General features: G+C 42.3%; 16 protein-coding genes. 4 read left to right on the top strand and 12 right to left on the bottom strand.

Going from position 1 to position 17071, the window contains the following annotated elements; translation table 11 throughout:
• Positions 1-13: 13 nt before the first annotated feature.
• The gene (locus P5V12_RS20980; protein ID WP_316955038.1) at positions 14-1267 is read right to left on the bottom strand and encodes a hypothetical protein; all 1254 of its coding nucleotides are present in this window, start codon (positions 1265-1267) and stop codon (positions 14-16) included.
• A 528-nt stretch (positions 1268-1795) separates the two neighbouring features.
• On the opposite strand from P5V12_RS20980, the gene P5V12_RS20975 reads away from it, so the two are divergent.
• Together P5V12_RS20975 and P5V12_RS20970 are read left to right on the top strand one after the other, a co-directional pair.
• The gene (locus P5V12_RS20975; protein WP_316955037.1) at positions 1796-2710 is read left to right on the top strand and encodes an acetaldehyde dehydrogenase (acetylating); all 915 of its coding nucleotides are present in this window, start codon (positions 1796-1798) and stop codon (positions 2708-2710) included.
• Positions 2711-2858: 148 nt separating this feature from the next.
• On the top strand, positions 2859-3464 hold the full coding sequence (locus tag P5V12_RS20970) for a DUF1287 domain-containing protein (protein WP_316955036.1): 606 nt from the start codon (positions 2859-2861) through the stop codon (positions 3462-3464).
• A 5-nt stretch (positions 3465-3469) separates the two neighbouring features.
• Here P5V12_RS20970 and P5V12_RS20965 read toward each other — a convergent pair whose 3' ends face one another.
• From P5V12_RS20965 to P5V12_RS20955, 3 genes are all read right to left on the bottom strand, one after another.
• A complete protein-coding gene (locus P5V12_RS20965) occupies positions 3470-4069 on the bottom strand; it encodes a thioredoxin family protein (RefSeq protein ID WP_316955035.1) in 600 nt (199 codons plus the stop codon).
• 99 nt (positions 4070-4168) lie between these two features.
• Positions 4169-5008, bottom strand: a complete 840-nt coding sequence (locus P5V12_RS20960; protein ID WP_316955034.1) for a HEPN domain-containing protein — start codon at positions 5006-5008, stop codon at positions 4169-4171.
• Between the two features lie 189 nt (positions 5009-5197).
• Positions 5198-6052: a phospholipase A gene (locus P5V12_RS20955; protein ID WP_316955033.1), complete on the bottom strand. Its 855-nt coding sequence runs from the start codon at positions 6050-6052 to the stop codon at positions 5198-5200.
• Between the two features lie 438 nt (positions 6053-6490).
• On the opposite strand from P5V12_RS20955, the gene P5V12_RS20950 reads away from it, so the two are divergent.
• The gene (locus tag P5V12_RS20950) at positions 6491-8323 is read left to right on the top strand and encodes a monovalent cation:proton antiporter-2 (CPA2) family protein (RefSeq protein WP_316955032.1); all 1833 of its coding nucleotides are present in this window, start codon (positions 6491-6493) and stop codon (positions 8321-8323) included.
• A 53-nt stretch (positions 8324-8376) separates the two neighbouring features.
• On the opposite strand, the gene P5V12_RS20945 is transcribed toward P5V12_RS20950, so the two are convergent.
• The 3 genes from P5V12_RS20945 to P5V12_RS20935 form a co-directional block, all read right to left on the bottom strand.
• On the bottom strand, positions 8377-8922 hold the full coding sequence (locus P5V12_RS20945; RefSeq protein WP_316955031.1) for a hypothetical protein: 546 nt from the start codon (positions 8920-8922) through the stop codon (positions 8377-8379).
• 80 nt (positions 8923-9002) lie between these two features.
• Positions 9003-9437, bottom strand: coding sequence for a DMT family transporter (locus tag P5V12_RS20940; RefSeq protein WP_316955030.1), 435 nt, complete (start codon positions 9435-9437; stop codon positions 9003-9005).
• A 123-nt stretch (positions 9438-9560) separates the two neighbouring features.
• Positions 9561-9896, bottom strand: coding sequence for a hypothetical protein (locus P5V12_RS20935; protein ID WP_316955029.1), 336 nt, complete (start codon positions 9894-9896; stop codon positions 9561-9563).
• 205 nt (positions 9897-10101) lie between these two features.
• Between P5V12_RS20935 and P5V12_RS20930 the strand changes: the two genes are divergently transcribed.
• Positions 10102-10638: a hypothetical protein gene (locus P5V12_RS20930; protein WP_316955028.1), complete on the top strand. Its 537-nt coding sequence runs from the start codon at positions 10102-10104 to the stop codon at positions 10636-10638.
• 235 nt (positions 10639-10873) lie between these two features.
• On the opposite strand, the gene P5V12_RS20925 is transcribed toward P5V12_RS20930, so the two are convergent.
• From P5V12_RS20925 to P5V12_RS20905, 5 genes are all read right to left on the bottom strand, one after another.
• Positions 10874-11365, bottom strand: coding sequence for a hypothetical protein (locus P5V12_RS20925; RefSeq protein ID WP_316955027.1), 492 nt, complete (start codon positions 11363-11365; stop codon positions 10874-10876).
• A 22-nt stretch (positions 11366-11387) separates the two neighbouring features.
• The gene (locus P5V12_RS20920) at positions 11388-11729 is read right to left on the bottom strand and encodes a DUF805 domain-containing protein (protein WP_316955026.1); all 342 of its coding nucleotides are present in this window, start codon (positions 11727-11729) and stop codon (positions 11388-11390) included.
• Between the two features lie 825 nt (positions 11730-12554).
• Positions 12555-13631, bottom strand: coding sequence for a hypothetical protein (locus P5V12_RS20915; protein ID WP_316955025.1), 1077 nt, complete (start codon positions 13629-13631; stop codon positions 12555-12557).
• Complete coding sequence (locus P5V12_RS20910) at positions 13631-15442, bottom strand: restriction system-associated AAA family ATPase (RefSeq protein ID WP_316955024.1); 1812 nt, start codon at positions 15440-15442, stop codon at positions 13631-13633. The genes P5V12_RS20915 and P5V12_RS20910 overlap by 1 nt, the downstream gene beginning before the upstream one ends.
• Positions 15439-17070 carry a restriction endonuclease subunit S gene (locus P5V12_RS20905; protein WP_316957463.1) on the bottom strand — a complete coding sequence of 544 codons (1632 nt, stop codon included), beginning with the start codon at positions 17068-17070 and terminating at the stop codon, positions 15439-15441. The genes P5V12_RS20910 and P5V12_RS20905 overlap by 4 nt, the downstream gene beginning before the upstream one ends.
• Between the last annotated feature and the right edge of the window lies 1 nt (position 17071).

The following is a 17071-nucleotide window of genomic DNA, read 5'->3' as shown; positions in this document are numbered from 1 at the left end:
AGCGTTTACTACGTTAGGCAGTTTGCGCCAACTGTATAATCTGATTGACTTCTTTCTTCATCAGACCTTGATTCTTTATAAAAAACATACGTAACCGATTTGCTGCATTGGCTTCCGCCTCACGTGTTCCGGACTCTCCCAGAGATGCACGTAAATTGGTAAGCAGCAACTGATAGGGTAAATTATTTGCAGGCAAATAACCGTCATCATACAAAATTCGCTGCCAGATTGAATGATTAGATGCAGGCAATATGGTTGTTGTCTGCGGCGACGAATCTTTTTGCAGTTGCTTAGTTAAAAATAGTAGCTCGGGTTTTAAAGTGCGTGCGTTCTTATGGAAAAAGCTGCGCAATTCGGCATAAAGTTTAGCTCTATCTTCTCCAGGTCGACCGTGAATAAGCCTCATTTTTGAGATGAGTAAATTTAATGCCATATTGTTTGTTGGAATTTTAAGCACACCCGTTAACACTTCGTGCCATATCTGATTTTTCACGCCAGGCAAAATTAATTTAACTTTATTCGCGTTCTGCGCTTTTCTCGCTGTACCAACAAATCCACCTGATACCTGAGCAATTTCATTTTTCAATTCAGAAGCATGAGACTCAAAAAATGATCGCAATTCTGCAACTGATTTTTGTAAGACAACAGGATCGTCACTTCTTTCAGAAACTTTAAGTTTCAAGTTGGACAACAATAATTTCAGCGGGAATAATTTGGTACTCAAGCGAGTCTTGTCTGTCAAAATACCGCGCCAAACGGGGTCGGTATCAGGAGGAATCGGGTTGGAATATTTCTCACTGGACAAACTTTCGCTGATATCAGATTGTATTTTTTTCAATAAATCCATATCCAACTGACAAATCGCGCTCATGTTATCCATGCTCACTTGCCGCGAACTTGCAATACGAACAAGTTGCTCCAAGTGAAACGAATAATCTTTATCAATTTCACCAATAAATGGAATCCGTGCTTTAACAGCACTAACGGATTGAGATAAAGCGGCTTCAACGTAGGATTGTTTGGTCTCAATGACAGTTGAATATTTCCCTAATCGAATATGATTCCAACGACATATGGCGCTATTTTCAACTTCACTCTTTTGGCGTCTTTTATTTATCCCCAGTAACGAGTAGCTCGTTTTTTCAACCGCCTGAGCTAGAACAATATGCATTTGTTCTGAACGTTGAATAAATTTAACGTCTTCAATGTACCAAGGTTCGAAAATACCCAAAACCTGTTCCAGCTCATTTTTACTGATTTTACTCATTGTTAAATTCTTACTGGTTTTCATTGTTTTCTAATCATTCCGTATTAAAACGTCACACTGACTATATAGCATCAATCGCTTGCATTAAATAAAAAAATGCACTTTTACTATACATACACAATAGATTATTTCAGATATTGATTCATACTTTTTTACCACCCTATTACCACTTCATTAAAATCATCAGACATCTATCTGCGCCAATTTTTGTGACCTATAACGCAGATCCAAAACACTGTAAAAAATGTCGACAAAAGTGTAGTTAAACTAAAAATCGATAAGCGACTGACTTTATTGACTTAAATATGGTCACTAAATAAATCATCGTTTTTTTTGGCGCGTGTTGATTTATTTTTTCACCCATCCTAAAGAATGAGTTTTTAAGGTTAACTATCACGGAATAGTAGTAAGTCGTTGTTTTTTAGTGCTAATTAATCTCAAATTTCGACGGATTGGAGTAAGAATATGTGGTTCGTAAGAAAGGCTTTTACAAAGAATTCATCTAAAAATATTAAGACTAATACATTAATGTTAGATGAAAAAATCAAGGTAGGTATTCTAGGCACAGGGAAAATTGGTACCGATTTACTAATAAAAGTTCTTCGTTCTGAATATTTGGATTGTAGAATTTTTGCTGGAAGAAATTTAAATTCACCAGGCATGCAAAAGGCCGCAATGTTAAAGGTGCCAATTTCCGACCGAGGAATTGAAGCGTTTAGAAGTGGTGATTACGAATGCGATATCGTATTCGATGCGACTTCTGCTGCTTACCATATTGAGCATGCTCAGATTTTTGATCAGCTTGGTATTTTTGCTATCGACATGACGCCTTCTCAAATTGGTGAATGCATCGTTCCTGCAATCGAGATTGATGGTGTAGCTGCTCACAAGAATGTCAGCATGATTTCTTGCGGTGGACAATCATCGATTCCGATCGCCTACATGCTTTCTGTTGCAATGCCGGAAATTAAACAATTAAAAGTTTCATCTGTGGTTGCCGGTGAATCAATCGGCCCCGCCACGATTGCAAATATCGATGAATATTATCGCAATACGAAATTCGGTTTAAGTAAATACACTGGTGTTGCGGACAGCGATATTGACGTCGAACTAATTGTTGATGACATCAATCCACCATCCGATATGCGCACAACAATTTATGCCGAGTGCGATACAAAAATCGAAGCGGAATCACTAGTGAGTCCTTTGGAGGATATTTTACGGCGCGTCCAACGATATGTTCCGGGCTATCGTTTGGAACGAAAACCTGTTGCAGAGGGTGGTAGTGTTCGGGTTGATATCAGCGTCCGAGGTTTGGGTGATTATTTACCTGAGTACGCTGGCAATCTGGATATTATTAATTGCGCAGCGATTGCCGTTGCCGAAGAGTTTGCTCGCACCAAAGTTTCTCAGAGACAAACCCAATCATTGGCATTTAGTTAATTGCATCTTCGGCAATAATTTTTTAAGAAGGCACTTCGGTGCCTTTTTTCATTCTCCCAATCCACTTTCCTCGCTACGAATACCCAAAAAGAACCTTTCGCAAAAAAATGGTGTCATATATCTGTGAGTTCAATGGGGAGAAGTTCCGATGCGCTTTTTAACTGCCGTTACCGCCTTGCCAATCCTTTTTTCTTCGTATTTTGTACAGGCATCAAACCAACATATTACCGAACTGGTTAATGCAGCCAAGAGCAGGACCTTAGTGCAGATTACTTATGATGGAAGTTATCGACGCATTTCATATCCAATGGGAGACGTTCCAGCACACATTGGCGTATGTACTGACGTAATCATCCGTAGCTATCGTCAACTGGGAATTGATTTACAACAACAGGTTCACGAAGATATTTCTGCGCATTTCGATAGTTATCCCTCTAACAGAATTTGGGGAATGAAAAAACCCGACAGTAATATCGATCACCGTCGCGTTCCTAACTTACAAACTTTTTTTACCAGACACGGTGAACAACAAGCAATAAGTAACCAGCCAGAAGATTATCTACCAGGCGATATTGTTACCTGGATGTTGCCAGGAAATTTACCCCATATTGGTATTGTGGTGGATATAAAAGACCCCGAGACCCAAACACCTTTGGTCGTCCATAACATTGGCCAAGGGCCGGAAATGGATAACAGCTTATTTCGTTTTCCGATTACCGGACACTATCGATACATGCCCGATATCAATATCTAGCGCATTTAGTTAATGGGCTCGTTACCAGGTTTCCATTTAATGTTACACCCCATGGCGGGATATTGCGTCCCGGTCAGGTCATTACCGGCAAGCAGCGTATCCAAAGCGGCTTTCAAATCTGAACCACTGGCCAAATTGCCACTGAAGTCATATTGACCTGAAGCAATACGTGATGGCCGGGTATCATCAAACTGTCCTCGATACGCTAACGCTCTATTCTCATCAAACACAAAGAAGTCTGGCGTACACGCCGCGTTATACACCAATGCAACTTCCTGAGTTTCGTCCAGAAGATAAGGAAAAGTGTATTCTCTCTCAATCTTTTCCTGTTTCATTTTTTCCAACGAGTCTTCTGGATACGCCTCAACATCATTACTACTGATCCCAACAAACCCGACATTTTTGGCCGAATACTCACTGGCCACTTGAGCAAGCGCTGTAGCAATATGCTTTACATAGGGGCAATGATTACACATAAAAATAACGACAAGTAACTTTTTATGTTTAAAGTCATCAAGGGAAACAATATGCCCTTCCGTCGAAGGCAAACTAAAATCTGGTGCGGATGTTCCCAACGCCAGCATCACGGATTCGGTTAAAGCCATAAGATTCTCTCTGCACTCAATGGATCTTTTTGGCCGAGTATTATCATTATCTCAGAGGACAAATTCCAGCATAGATTTAATTGGCGGCTAATTCAACCGTCACTCTATAGCCTGAAAGAAATGTTTCTTCAACACTTCCGCCTCATCACGCAACCAAACAATCTCATCCTGATTCATTTGATAACAATCGGAATATCTTGCTTTATACGAAGCATCAGAAAAACGTTCGAAACACCGCTTTCTTATTTTTGAATCTGGCACAAACACCTTTTCCAAAACAGGGAAATCGGTGATAAATTCTAAAGCGAGGCGGTGCAGAGACAGAATGTTTTTTGTTTCCACCTGACACCCGGAGATATATTTCAACAAATATTTATAAATTGCCTCCACGGCTTGATGAAGGTAGAACGAAGCCAGCTTGTAATCATGCCGATTGATAGAACGATCACAATCAATAAAATATTCATTAATTGATGTTACTTGATACAAATCGCAATAATGATTCATATCGTGATGATCATCGATTATCTCGGGCAGAATAAAATTCTTCTTGTTTGAAAGAAGAAAGATACCTTCTTGCGCAACTTTTTTAATCCAGTGTTTTGGTAAATGGGCATCTTCCATTACCTGGTCGTTACTCAAAGCAATGACACTGACAGGCAGCCTGGTGTACCTGACTGCCTTCTCTTCTACCGCCGAACTCAATTCAAGACCCGACTCCTGATATTTCTTATTCAGAATAATAAGTACAAAACACGCATCCTCATCAGAAACTGATCCAATCGTTTTTCTCGCATAAGGTCCAAAGAGAATAACATGCTCAAGAAGATCAATCGGGGATTCATCAAAGAGCTGATCAGCCTGATACTGGATAAGGCGGTAAATTTCCTGAATAGCAACGAGATGGCTATCCGACAAATGCGCTAAACAATTATTCATTCCATCAGAGCTTGGCTTTATTAAATGACATTATTAAAAACAATTGTAGTTCATCTAAGCCAAGCTGATTGTGCTGAATAACGAAGGTAAGAGTAGTGTACAAGAATAAAAAAAAAGAAATACCACACGAATGATTATATAAAAGGCAGGTAGGGCACACATCCAACACCTGCCAAACAACCGAAAGGGCTAATAGTCCGCTAGTTGAAAACCAATACCAAAACGCTCAATATCATGATTGTAGTCGATCAACGATTCTCCATAGCCGTTAACGTATTGGAACAACAAGTCAAAACGTTTGTTTATAGGGTAAGCAAAGTTTAATTCCATATAGCCACGATTATTTTCTGTTCTTAAATTGTTTCTCATCATCATAGTCATTTTGGCTTCTTTGAATTTTGTTCCCAATCGCAATTCAAAGTGCCCCAGGTAGTGTTCAATATCCGGATTGTCATCGCCTTTTGGGGCATCTGGTGTTTCTTTTTTGTCTTCGGGAATGCGATACCACAAACGCAAGGAACCAAACCCATAGCTATTTTCTGCCATCGCACTGACAAATACCCGATTCCAACTTCGGGACCAAGAACTGGATTCGCCATTTGATTGGTGATTTAGCCCAAGCCTTAGCATTAACCATTCCGAATCCCAATATCGTTTTTCCGGATACCAGCTATAGAACAACTCGGGTTCATAATTGGTTTCCCGAAATGGCCTTGAGGTTTCAGAACTGTATACCTGCCACCAGGATTTAGCGGTAAACGCAAAATACAAACCTTCAAGTTCCGTTGCCCGACGATTATATATTGGCGCCTTCATGCTGATCTGATATTTAGCTTCCTCTTTTTGCAAAAAATTTTCACCGAATGGCAGGTAAGGCTCCTGGTTCGGTTCATCCATAACAGTGTACGGCAATACATAATTATTGGCATGCTGCGTAATAATAAACGCGTTATTTAATGAAGCTATTTCCGCATTTACCCGGTCATCCAATACATCTTCGGAGGCACTGACCAAGCTGCAAAAACTGCCTATAACTCCAACCATCAGATAGCCAAAAATTCTTAACCTAAACGTTATACAATTACTGTCTACATAGTGCATGGTAACTTGTCCAAATCGCGTTTTATTTTTGTCTTTAAGGGCAACCGGCGGGCATAATCCAATATTTTTTATCGCAACCATTTTCCCGCTACCGGCTGTTTTCTTCTACTCATTGTTTATTCACCACGATGAATGAGAGAGATAATAAGCCGAAGAGTATATTACTTTGCCACATCAACCAGTTTTTCTCTGACAAAAAGGAGACACCTGTACTTTTTTGTAATCCACATCACAGATTAAACCTTTTGCGTATGAGAAATGCTATGCCAAAGATTGGAACTTGAAGACATAACACCGACTGCTAAATTATATTAGCGTGAATAAAGTAGCGTAATTACAACGCTCGAAATTTTACATATTTATACAATTAGGAAGAAACCCATGCTGATTAGTGCGCTTATCTACCTCTGTGCCGCCGTAATATCCGTGCCCATTGCTAAACGATTAGGATTAGGCTCGGTATTAGGCTATCTCATGGCCGGGGTCGCGATTGGCCCGTTTGTATTAGGCTTGGTTGGCGACCAAACAGAAGTGATGCACTTTGCTGAGTTTGGCGTGGTTATGATGCTGTTTTTAATCGGCCTGGAACTTCGCCCAAACAGGCTATGGCAAATGCGACGACCGATATTAGGGCTTGGCGGTTCTCAGGTAGTTCTGACGAGTATCGCAATTGCGCTCAGTTTATTCTGGCTAACCGATTATGGCTGGCAAACCTTAATAGCCCTTGGATTAGCATTAGCGCTTTCTTCGACTGCAATTGTGCTCCAATCGTTAGCCGAACGGGGTGTACTAAAAACACAAACCGGGCAAAGCGTTTTCTCAGTGTTACTGTTTCAGGATATCGCAGTTATCCCCATTCTCGCCCTATTACCACTGCTCGCCGTTCAGGAGGCTAGCAATGTGCATGGTGGCGGCTTGATGAGCCACCTGGCAATTCACTGGCAAGTAGTTGTCACCGTCGCCACGGTTGCCTTTATTGTTGTAGGCGGTAAATACATTGCCGCACCCATTTTCCGTTTTGTCGCAAGCTCCCGCTTACGCGAAGTGTTTACTGCTTTGTCATTGCTTATTGTGGTTGCGATCGAAGCGCTGATGAAAACCGTTGGCCTGTCACCGGCTCTTGGTGCGTTCCTCGCTGGCGTTGTTTTGGCAGAGAGCGAATTTCGCCATGAACTGGAGGTGGATATAGAGCCTTTTAAAGGGTTATTGCTTGGACTATTTTTTATTACCGTTGGTGCGGGAATCGATTTTCAACTGCTAATCGACACCCCACTAACCATTGGTTTAGGCGTTTTAGCGCTTGTCCTTATTAAAGGTGCGGTACTCGCACTCTTATCTTTCTTGTTTAAATTCCCACAAAATCAGGGCGCTCTGTTTACTGTTGCATTGGCGCAAGGCGGAGAGTTTGCTTTTGTTCTGGTTTCAATGAGTACCCAACTCGGTATTTTTAACACGGACCTGGGTAGTACGGTCACCGTTATTGTGGCCTTATCCATGGTCAGTTCACCCTTAATGCTGATGCTACACGAGCGTTATTTTGGGACGACTAGCCAGGTGAATAACCGGGAAGCAGACACTATTGATTCCCAAGGTGAAGTGATCATAGCCGGTTACGGCCGCTTTGGTCAGATAGTTGGTCGGTTGCTCTCGGCGCAAGGATATAACCTGACGATTCTCGACCACAGCCCAAGCCAAATCGATTTATTACGCCGTTTTGGCAGCAAAGTATTTTACGGTGACGCAGCCAGACGAGACCTTTTGGAAGCGGCCGGCGCAGAAGAGGCGAAGCTATTGGTTGTTGCCGTAGATGAGCCGGATAAATCACTCGATATAATTAAAATGGCACAGCAACATTTCCCTGATTTAAAAATTCTTGCTCGTGCCATTGACCGCCGCCACACTTATGAACTGATGCGCATGAATATTGCCGGAATTCGGCGGGAAACCTTCGACTCGGCAATTCATCTTGGCGTTCAGGCTTTGCAGATTTTAGGTAACTCTCCGGCATTGTCCGAGCGAGCTGGAAAACTTTTTACCGCACATGACGAAGAATCCATCAAAGTCCTATCCGAACTCTGGGGTGACGATCAAAGCTATGGTGTTGCCGTAAGGCAACGAATGGATGACCTAAAACAAGTGCTGCAAAACGATAGAAAGGAGCAGGAAGCAATTAACACCTGCCACGCAGAACAACAGAAAACCACTTCGTCCTAAGATTATCGAACAGTAATAGATTACCGCTATCGCAGTAATCTATTCACTATTTATCAGACACCCAACTCGCGGAGAAACTGATTGATATCCTTCTCCAAATCCCGCTCTACTTTGGGTTTTTCTTTTTGCACTATTTTTCTCAGTTCCTGCGCGATATTCAGTTGCACACCTTCACAATTCAACAATGCATCGGGAATTGGGAACTCCAGGTCAACCGAAGCAACGTAGCCATCCGCTGTTGTTTGCGGAGTTAATAAGATGGAACCTGTAGTATCAAATTCCGATTGGCAGTTCAGCTCTACCTTGACTAACGCCAAGTCCTGCTGAATTTTGCCACGAAGCTTAACCTTGACCGGCAGTCGACCATTGAGCGAAACACTGCCACTATTTATCTGAGGCGCACCCCGTTTGAGAATCGTCAGGTCGTATGTCCCGTACTGCCACTTTCGCCCCAACTCCTCGTGGAGGACCGTAGGAAGCTTACTATCCAATACAGAACCAATAAACGTATCCGTCACTGTAGATGACCAGGCAGGATTAAAACAGAAAGCGGAACAAAGCAGGAAAATTGCTGCGTTTGTAATATTTTTCTTGATCATATTTTTCCTAATACGCTCGAGTTATCGACAATACGAAAGGCGGAGAATATACCACTCTTCACCCGGCATCAGACAAACAATTATTTTCTTGTGATAAACACGACACCCAACATGATCAAAGCAATACCAAAGCACCTATTCCAGGTAATATCAATTTTGGGATAACCTAACCAACCGTGATAATCAAATATCGAAGAAGCGATTACCTGGCCACACAATACCGAGACCGTTAAAGCAACGGCACCAAGTTTCGGTGCAAGATAAATAGATAGGGCGATATTAAACGCACCCAATAAACCGCCCAACCACGCCCACCAGGGGATTGAGGACAATACGCCGTTTTTAAACCACTCTCGCCCCTGCATAGTCGCCAGCACACCCAAAATGATCGTGCCAATTAAAAACGATATAAATGCAGCTTGAATCGGGCTACCAAGGTACTGACGCAATTGCGAGTTCACTCCCGCCTGAGAAACCAAAGAGACACCTATGGTCATACTCAGCAATACCAGCATATAAATCCCGAGACTATTCAACTTAAGTTTCCTATCTATTAAAAGGGTATTTTTCATTGCGCAAAAACTTAGAAAGATTGATTTAATCGACGATAAATCTTACGCTAGCAATTAGGCCATTTTTCACTTCGTATATGAAAATGTATTCCGATGATTTTCCTTCTCTAACCACGGTTTCTCTATTGACCACATAGTTGTCATTTGGCTATGAACAGTGGTTTGAACACTTTTGTCATTGAACAATGGACCGAATATTTTTCTTAAGCGTTCCTTCCCTCCCGAACCAAGTTGAACATTCGGATAATCATACACCTTCACTTCGTCAGCATAGGTTGCCAGAAAGCGATCTAAATCATACTTATTGTGCGCATCGATTCTCTCATTCACGACATCAATAGGCTCTTTTGCCAGAGTTGCAGCTGAAAGCAATAGCAAACCCAATACACACACAAATTTCATTATTATTCCGCTGAGTATCTGAATCATTGTTCCCGGTTTTCTTTTATCAGTTCCTGTTATTTGAACAGATGTTTTCGATTCCTATTGGTCTTTGACATATATAGCCACATAGACGATATCTGTTACAGATAATTGTTCATGGATGATTAATGCGACCTGAGGTGGTGAATACACTTAACCCTATATACCACGTGGAGGGATATCCATGAAACCTATGCTATTTGTTATTGCACTATTGTTCGCCATTGGCAGTTTTCCCAATGTCTATGCTGATGATCACTCTCGAAATCTATTGAAGGATGCGCTGAGCGCAGCACCCCCAACCCTCAGAAATAAAGTGACCGTGCTTGACTGGAACAATAACGTTCTACAGAAAGGAACAAGTCATTATACTTGTTTTCCAACCCCGCCCCAGTTACAAGGTAAGGCGCCAATGTGTATGGATAAATCCTGGCTTGCATGGGCCGATGCATGGATGAACAAAAAACCATTCAAGGCAAAAACTATTGGTATTTCCTATATGCTTGCCGGCGATGAAGGAGCCAGTAATATAGACCCTTATGCTCAAAAGCAGACTCCTGATAATCAATGGATAAAAGAAGGGCCCCATTTAATGATTATCACACCAGACGAAGAGCTTTTAAATTCTCTGCCAACCGATCCCGCAACCGGTGGCCCTTATGTGATGTGGAAGGACACTCCCTATGCCCACATAATGATTCCAGTTGGGGCTCGGAAATAAAACTATTGTTTGATTTCGATTTGTCGAATTTCTGCTTTCGGGAGTTGGATTACATTTCCAGATACCCGCAACGCTATGGGCGATGCCTGAACGTCCATAGCACTTTCAATAGCATACCCAACCTAACTCCGACATAGCGTTTAAATTGCACGCATTAGAGAATTCAAATCCTGGCCATATCGACCAATTCACCATCGATAGTAAACATTACGTTAAAACTTTTTATATGGCTGATTTATTTATTACAGATAACTGGAAGATAAAACGAACTGATATTCAGCATAGCCACATGTGTTTTTGGATTAAAACTGAGTAACAGGTTCTCTTTATTGTCAATTGCAGGGTTATTCCAGGTTAAACCAACCCCGACAATAACAAGAAATGGTTCGCTCGAAAGCACTTCACCTTTACCTTGCCAGCAACCACTGTAAGCACAGACATCAACATTTCCGGCATCACTAAAACTGACACTCAGCGGGGTAAAATTGTCTTTCTCAAAAACGCGACAAGAATCTTCGCTACAACGGGATTCAAAGTCATTAACACAGTCCCATTGCTCTGCGTGGGTTACACAACTTGCAGACAATAACAAAACGAACAGTAGGCATTTAAGATAAGGATATTTTCTGAAACGAAAACTCGGTTCCATTGGTTTTTTCCAACAAAGAGCTTTACATTTAAGGGAGGTATAGACAGAAGAAAACGCAGGTAGATTAAGAATACTCATATCCACCTGCGTTTATAAATTGTTACGCTAGCTTAGGATTTTCACCATATTCATTTTTGTCGTGACTGTCCTGCACCAAAAATACGATTAGCACGATGGCACCAATAAGAGGAATAATAGCAATCAATTGCCACCAACCACTTCTTCCCGTATCGTGCAAGCGTCTTGCCGCGATACTAATACTTGGCACCAATAACGCTAGTGAATAGATGGCAGATAAAAGCACCATACCGATTATTCCGTCGATTATAGATAAAACCACATAAAAAATTATATAGAAAAGAACAAACATCCAATATTCTTTACGCCGTGCTCTACCGGTAAAATCTGCGTATTTCTTAAGTGCGCCTATAAAATATTCCATCTTAAACTCCTAGTTGTTTGCTTACTTGTAAATTTTTATTTCTTCCAAGGCATAGTTTCAACAATACACCATACTTTATTGATCATTACCTGAAAATAATTCTTTGGCTTATTTTTGTAAATCCGTTCTCAACCTAGAACAAACCAATGCTCTTTTATTCTTTAGAATTCATATATTTCTTTAGAAATCTCGTATTCTGAATACCTATCACTGAGAGCGTTCACAGCAAGGTCAAATGCAACCTATTCATTACACGCTAGAGCATGAATCAGGCTTTCTCCCCCTAGTCATTCAGAAATATCCTATTTCTCATTAAACATATTAGACAAGATTTCGTCCACAACAAGATTAGAACATTTTTCACAACATAAATGATTAATCCAGATATATTAGCAAGTATGGAAGTCCATATGAGTTGTAGACTGAACGAAGGAGTTATCTAAGCACATAACCGGCGTCACCCGACCACCTACACACCCAAAGAGAACCCGTTTTCGCTTATATTTCAAACACTTAACTTATCAAACCGGAAAAAGACAACGTTTTTTACTACTCGTCATTAAACCCAAGCCTTATCCAAATGTCCATTCATTGAAAAACTGACACATTTACCTAAATTAGGGAAATTGAAATCTTGTAAACAGTCACTAAGCGTATTTTTTGGTCAGGAAACTTTGCGCAAGCTGTCTAAAACCACACCTATAATATTTATCCTTTATTATTGAAGGCGACATGATTAGAGGGATCGAAAAAAAACAAAAGCAAGTCGTCGAGTATTTGTGTTACCCAGTCGGTACCAAAGAATTTGGTACAGTAACGAGATATTCAGTCTTCTATTCTTAACAACCCTTTCCTATCTGCCTCTTTTAGATATGCTGATTTTAAAAACGAAGCTTCTGTCCAGGGGGACTCGTCACATGTTATGAGTTCTGCTTCTAAAGCCTCTTCAGGTGTGCGTTGATAATTACGGCATTCAATTTTGATGCGGTTCATCCACGCCTTGCTTGTCGCATTTGAGCAACACCTTGCCGATAAACGCTCTTTAATGCTGTAAAGCCTGTTCCAAGTATCCAGTTCCTGCTCATACCCTTGGCAGGTTAGCTCAACCTCCAATTCTGAAGGCGTTTTTGGTAACTGAGCGTCAGGTAGAAATTGCAGTGCAATTTCTACCTCGTAACGCACTTTAGAATAGGGAAAAAATGCTTTTTTAGGTTTACCCGCTTTATCTAACAAAGGATCTTTTGCGCCTTTATATTGCGTATTGCATTTATGGCAGGCCGGGGCGAGGTTCTTCAAATTGACCGAATTAAATGGGTAGACACTTGCGGGCAAGTAGTGGTCGTAGGCTTCCCGTGTGGGGTCATATTCGTTGTCCATTGGCTGTAAGCCGCAGAAGGGGCAACAGGGTAAATCGTTATCTCTGGCAAAATCATTGTAATGGTCATGCAAATCCGCCCCAATGCTATCCTTAACGAGTCGCAAATTAAAAAAGCTGCGGCGATATAATTCAGAGAAAAAACACCTGATGTTTTTATCCAACTCCGTTTGCGCCGAAGAAGAATAACGCACCGGGCTTGCACGCCCTTCGCATAAGGCTTGAATATTGTTATTTGCCAAAAATTGTTTTTTAAGCGTTTTTATTTCGGGCGCTGGTAATGCTTTAAAACCGTTAAAAATATCGTTCACGTGGCGGTAAAAAAATGCGCCTGCGCCATCCTCTTTACCGGCTTTGTCTTGTCGGTCTAGCTCTTGCATAATCCCATACAGTTTTGGCATGCCGCTGAATAAATCCAGGCTGTATTCCACCGTCGGCGCCTTACACCAGACCTTGGCAAAAATATAGGCCACAAAGCCATGCATGTAGCGCATTCGGTGAGGTATTTGAGTATAGGGAAACAGCATTAATCATCCTTGCTTTGGTGGTGAAGGTTATCGCTACGCGCTAAGACCTCTTGAATAGCAAACGAGCGCTCAATGGAATCCCCCAGCGTATCAATAATGCGCTGCGCTAATTGGTGGGGGTCGGTTTCATTAAATTCGCTGGAAAGCAAATGTTGCAGACGATCTTTTGCGTATGCGCCAATGGTTTCCTGTTTTTTAAAGGTTTCCATAGTGATCAAATTAATGGATGCACCCAGTGTATTGTAGGTTGGCGTTTCGATATGTACAAAACCATTGCTGTTGTCTTTGCTGAACACCAATACTTTTTCCGGCTTGCTATCGGAAATTAAAAACGGCGTATGGGTAGTGATCAGCATTTCCTGATTGGCTGCACCATCTTGCGCAAAGCACTGCCTTAAGCGACTAATAAAGTTAGCGCGCCAATCCGGGTTAAAGTGGGTTTCGGGTTCGTCCAGTAAAAACAGGCTATTGGTATTGCGAAATAACAGGCTCAGACCAAGGCTGTGCAGTAATTGGTGTTCGCCGTCGGAAAGGTCTTTTAATTCAACCGTATCGTTAATGTTCTTCTTTTTAATTCTTAAATATTTTATTCGTGTGACGCGATCATCCCATCCGAGTTGCGGAATCACTTCGCTCATATAATTACTGCTCGATTGATAAATTTCCTCTTTCAAATTTTTGTTAACGGTATATAAATTCAGAGTGAGCAATACTTGAAATGCCTGAAACAGAACCAGCGGATCATTGCTGAAGTTTTCTCTAAAGGCTTGTTTGGTGGCCTTATTTACCCAGTAATCCAGAATGAGGGTGTCTGTGCTTTCATCCTCAAAACTCAAGGTGGCGCAGCGTTTAAGGGCGCTGACCATAAGTGACGATTTTTCATCCCCTTCTAATAGCTGCAACAGGTTAAGCCGGTAGCGGGTATTGCCCAGCGCATCCTCTTCGGCACTCAGTGCCGGGTGATTATTAACGATGTGTGCCAGCGTTTGCGGCTGGCTGTCGTTGTCACTGGCAAAGGTTTCTAGCTGTTCGGGTGTGAGTTCAATACTGCGGCGCAGCAGAATGCGAAATTCTGTCAGCGCTTGTATGCCTACGTCTTCCCGAAATGGCTGCAAGGTTGCGTCATCCTGAAATAGCAAATTACACAGCAAAATCGCCTGGCTGAAACTGGTGTCCAAATACACCATGCGCGTTTCCGGCGAACCGAAGTAAGACAATTGTTGTGAGAGCGCCTGCCAGTATTCATCAAATTGAATAAAGCGCATTTTAAAAAATGGCAGGCTTAGAATTTCGTTTTCGCCGGAAGAATACCCCAACACAAACTCCGGTAAGAGTTGACGGGATTCGCTGCGGCTGAGTGTCAGTTGCACGGGCTGCTCGGAATCTTCCTGGTTCAGCAGCCACCATTGCGGCGATTGCCCCGGTGTTTTTTTTATACATACCCGCGCCAGGCCAGCAAAGCCGTTTACCTGAATTGCCTCCACGGGCTTAATCAGGTATTCCAGTTCAAAGCCGTCGGGAATTGCCTGGCTGCCCTGAAAGCCGTTGGGGTTGCGCTCTTCATCGTAGGTAAAACTCTTCGGCCTGTTTTCCAGATACAGGCATTCCATGTGATACAAAATTGCGCCTAACACTTCCAGTAAATTGGATTTACCGCTGCCATTGGGGCCAGCGCAAACAAAGGGGGCAAACCCTTGCGAATTGGCCAGCTCTTTCTGTAGCGTCAAAACCTTGCGGAAGTGATGCTCAAAGCCACAGGGCAAGCTGCGAAAGCCGTTTGGGTCGGTAATTTTTAGGCGTAGCAGCTTCATGCTATTTTGCCTTTTGCTTTGCGGCCTCTTTTGGCCCGCGACCGCAGTTGAAGGCGATTATGTTCGTTGTCAAAAGTTTGCGTGAGTGTGTCGTTTTGCAATGCCTCAAACATCCAGTTTTTTACGTGCTCGTAATCGACCAGAGCAAAAGGCGCGGAATCGTCATCCATATCATCAACAACGCCTAGCCTTGCGGCCTGCCAAAATGCATCGAGATGTATCTTGCCGTTGGCTTTGTTGGTACTGATAAAGCGGTCGAACATCTGCCGCAATACGCCTTCACGCTTTTGCGGGTTAGACATGGCCGCCAGGTCTAAACCAGTAAACAAAAATTCAGCCTGAGACAATTCTGGTTGAATGTCGGCAGTATTGTCTTGCACCTCTTGCGGTATGGCGTTTTTATCCCTCTCAGCTTCAAGTTCAGGTAACGGCACCTGCGATAAATCCAACTCGCCTTTAAAGGCTTGCTGACTAAGCGCGCCGTAAAGGGATTCAAAATCGGTTAGGCTTTGTTGATAGCGGGATTTAAGGGCTTCAACTTTTTCGACAATGGCGGCGAATTGGTTTTGGAGCTCTATTGGTGGAATAACAACCGGAAAATTTTTTAATTGCGAGGAGTTGATAGAGGCAATTCCCGTGGTCTGTTTAGCTGACTTTAAAAAATAAGATTTACCATAACGAGATCCTATAAGGGCGCTTAAATAGTATGAATTTAGTTCTTGATAATCGTTAATTCTAACTCGAAAGATATGATTTTGATGAATACATCGATCTATTTGATTTTCCCATACGGAACCTCTGCCAAGCTTGTCTGGATCACCTCCTTCAGTTAGCAATAGGTCGCCAAACTCGAGTTGATATTTGTCGATCTCATTTTGTGTAACTAATATTGTTTTTATTTCATCTAACACAAAGTGACCATCTTGCACGTTCGCCACGCGCATGTATGGGATGCTAATCAGGTCGTCAGTTTTATATTTTTTTCCTTTGGTTACTCCAGATACCACTTCCGTATACGTTGCCAATTTATCAGCCGTCCATTCTATAAAGGACTTGTCGTTAAACCCAAACATCTCCAGAAACACGCTTTTAAGCAGGTCATCAAGGTGTTGCAGGTGTTGTTTGCGCTGGGCGATCAGCCCTTCAACTTTGCCGAGCAGATGGGCAATGCGGATTTGGTCGTTGAGTTCTTCAGGAACAGGTATCTCGAAATTCCCAATTTCACCGAGACCTATCGCTGGATATGCCGAGTCTTTAATTAGTGTCGACGGAGGGAAGCGCTTCAAAGCCAATCGCAGGTAATCGACATAAGCACCATCTTTTGGGATCAATGTTGCCAGATGGCTAACAACGTAAGCCGGATTTTGAAGAACGTAAACACGGTCTTTGGTGGCAGACATACCACTCTTAGCAAAAAGGATAGTGCCCTTCGGATAGGTTTTCAGTTTACGCTGCTTCGCTGTTTCTTCGTTGACAAGTTCGAGTTCAGATTCGTTTTTTCCTGAAAGCAAAGCTTCCAAACTACCAGCACGGACAAAGGGAATGCCCGTCTCGGAAAATTCATTTACTTTTGGTGCCCCTTGGCCTGCCGATATCGATGTCAGTTGTGATAGCGGTGTTGGCTTCATC

Source organism: Teredinibacter sp. KSP-S5-2 (assembly GCF_032773895.1).
In the GTDB taxonomy this organism is placed as follows: domain Bacteria; phylum Pseudomonadota; class Gammaproteobacteria; order Pseudomonadales; family Cellvibrionaceae.
Note: the sequence above shows the minus strand (reverse complement) of the source record. Positions and strands in the feature narration are given on the sequence as shown.

Bases quoted from the DNA above. Each gene is read 5' to 3' on its own strand.
- P5V12_RS20980 (WP_316955038.1), bottom strand. From the start codon at position 1,267: ATGAGTAAAATCAGTAAAAATGAGCTGGAACAGGTTTTGGGTATTTTC.
- P5V12_RS20975 (WP_316955037.1), top strand. From the start codon at position 1,796: ATGTTAGATGAAAAAATCAAGGTAGGTATTCTAGGCACAGGGAAAATT.
- P5V12_RS20970 (WP_316955036.1), top strand. From the start codon at position 2,859: ATGCGCTTTTTAACTGCCGTTACCGCCTTGCCAATCCTTTTTTCTTCG.
- P5V12_RS20965 (WP_316955035.1), bottom strand. From the start codon at position 4,069: ATGGCTTTAACCGAATCCGTGATGCTGGCGTTGGGAACATCCGCACCA.
- P5V12_RS20960 (WP_316955034.1), bottom strand. From the start codon at position 5,008: ATGAATAATTGTTTAGCGCATTTGTCGGATAGCCATCTCGTTGCTATT.
- P5V12_RS20955 (WP_316955033.1), bottom strand. From the start codon at position 6,052: ATGGTTGGAGTTATAGGCAGTTTTTGCAGCTTGGTCAGTGCCTCCGAA.
- P5V12_RS20950 (WP_316955032.1), top strand. From the start codon at position 6,491: ATGCTGATTAGTGCGCTTATCTACCTCTGTGCCGCCGTAATATCCGTG.
- P5V12_RS20945 (WP_316955031.1), bottom strand. From the start codon at position 8,922: ATGATCAAGAAAAATATTACAAACGCAGCAATTTTCCTGCTTTGTTCC.
- P5V12_RS20940 (WP_316955030.1), bottom strand. From the start codon at position 9,437: ATGCTGGTATTGCTGAGTATGACCATAGGTGTCTCTTTGGTTTCTCAG.
- P5V12_RS20935 (WP_316955029.1), bottom strand. From the start codon at position 9,896: ATGAAATTTGTGTGTGTATTGGGTTTGCTATTGCTTTCAGCTGCAACT.
- P5V12_RS20930 (WP_316955028.1), top strand. From the start codon at position 10,102: ATGAAACCTATGCTATTTGTTATTGCACTATTGTTCGCCATTGGCAGT.
- P5V12_RS20925 (WP_316955027.1), bottom strand. From the start codon at position 11,365: ATGAGTATTCTTAATCTACCTGCGTTTTCTTCTGTCTATACCTCCCTT.
- P5V12_RS20920 (WP_316955026.1), bottom strand. From the start codon at position 11,729: ATGGAATATTTTATAGGCGCACTTAAGAAATACGCAGATTTTACCGGT.
- P5V12_RS20915 (WP_316955025.1), bottom strand. From the start codon at position 13,631: ATGCTGTTTCCCTATACTCAAATACCTCACCGAATGCGCTACATGCAT.
- P5V12_RS20910 (WP_316955024.1), bottom strand. From the start codon at position 15,442: ATGAAGCTGCTACGCCTAAAAATTACCGACCCAAACGGCTTTCGCAGC.
- P5V12_RS20905 (WP_316957463.1), bottom strand. From the start codon at position 17,070: ATGAAGCCAACACCGCTATCACAACTGACATCGATATCGGCAGGCCAA.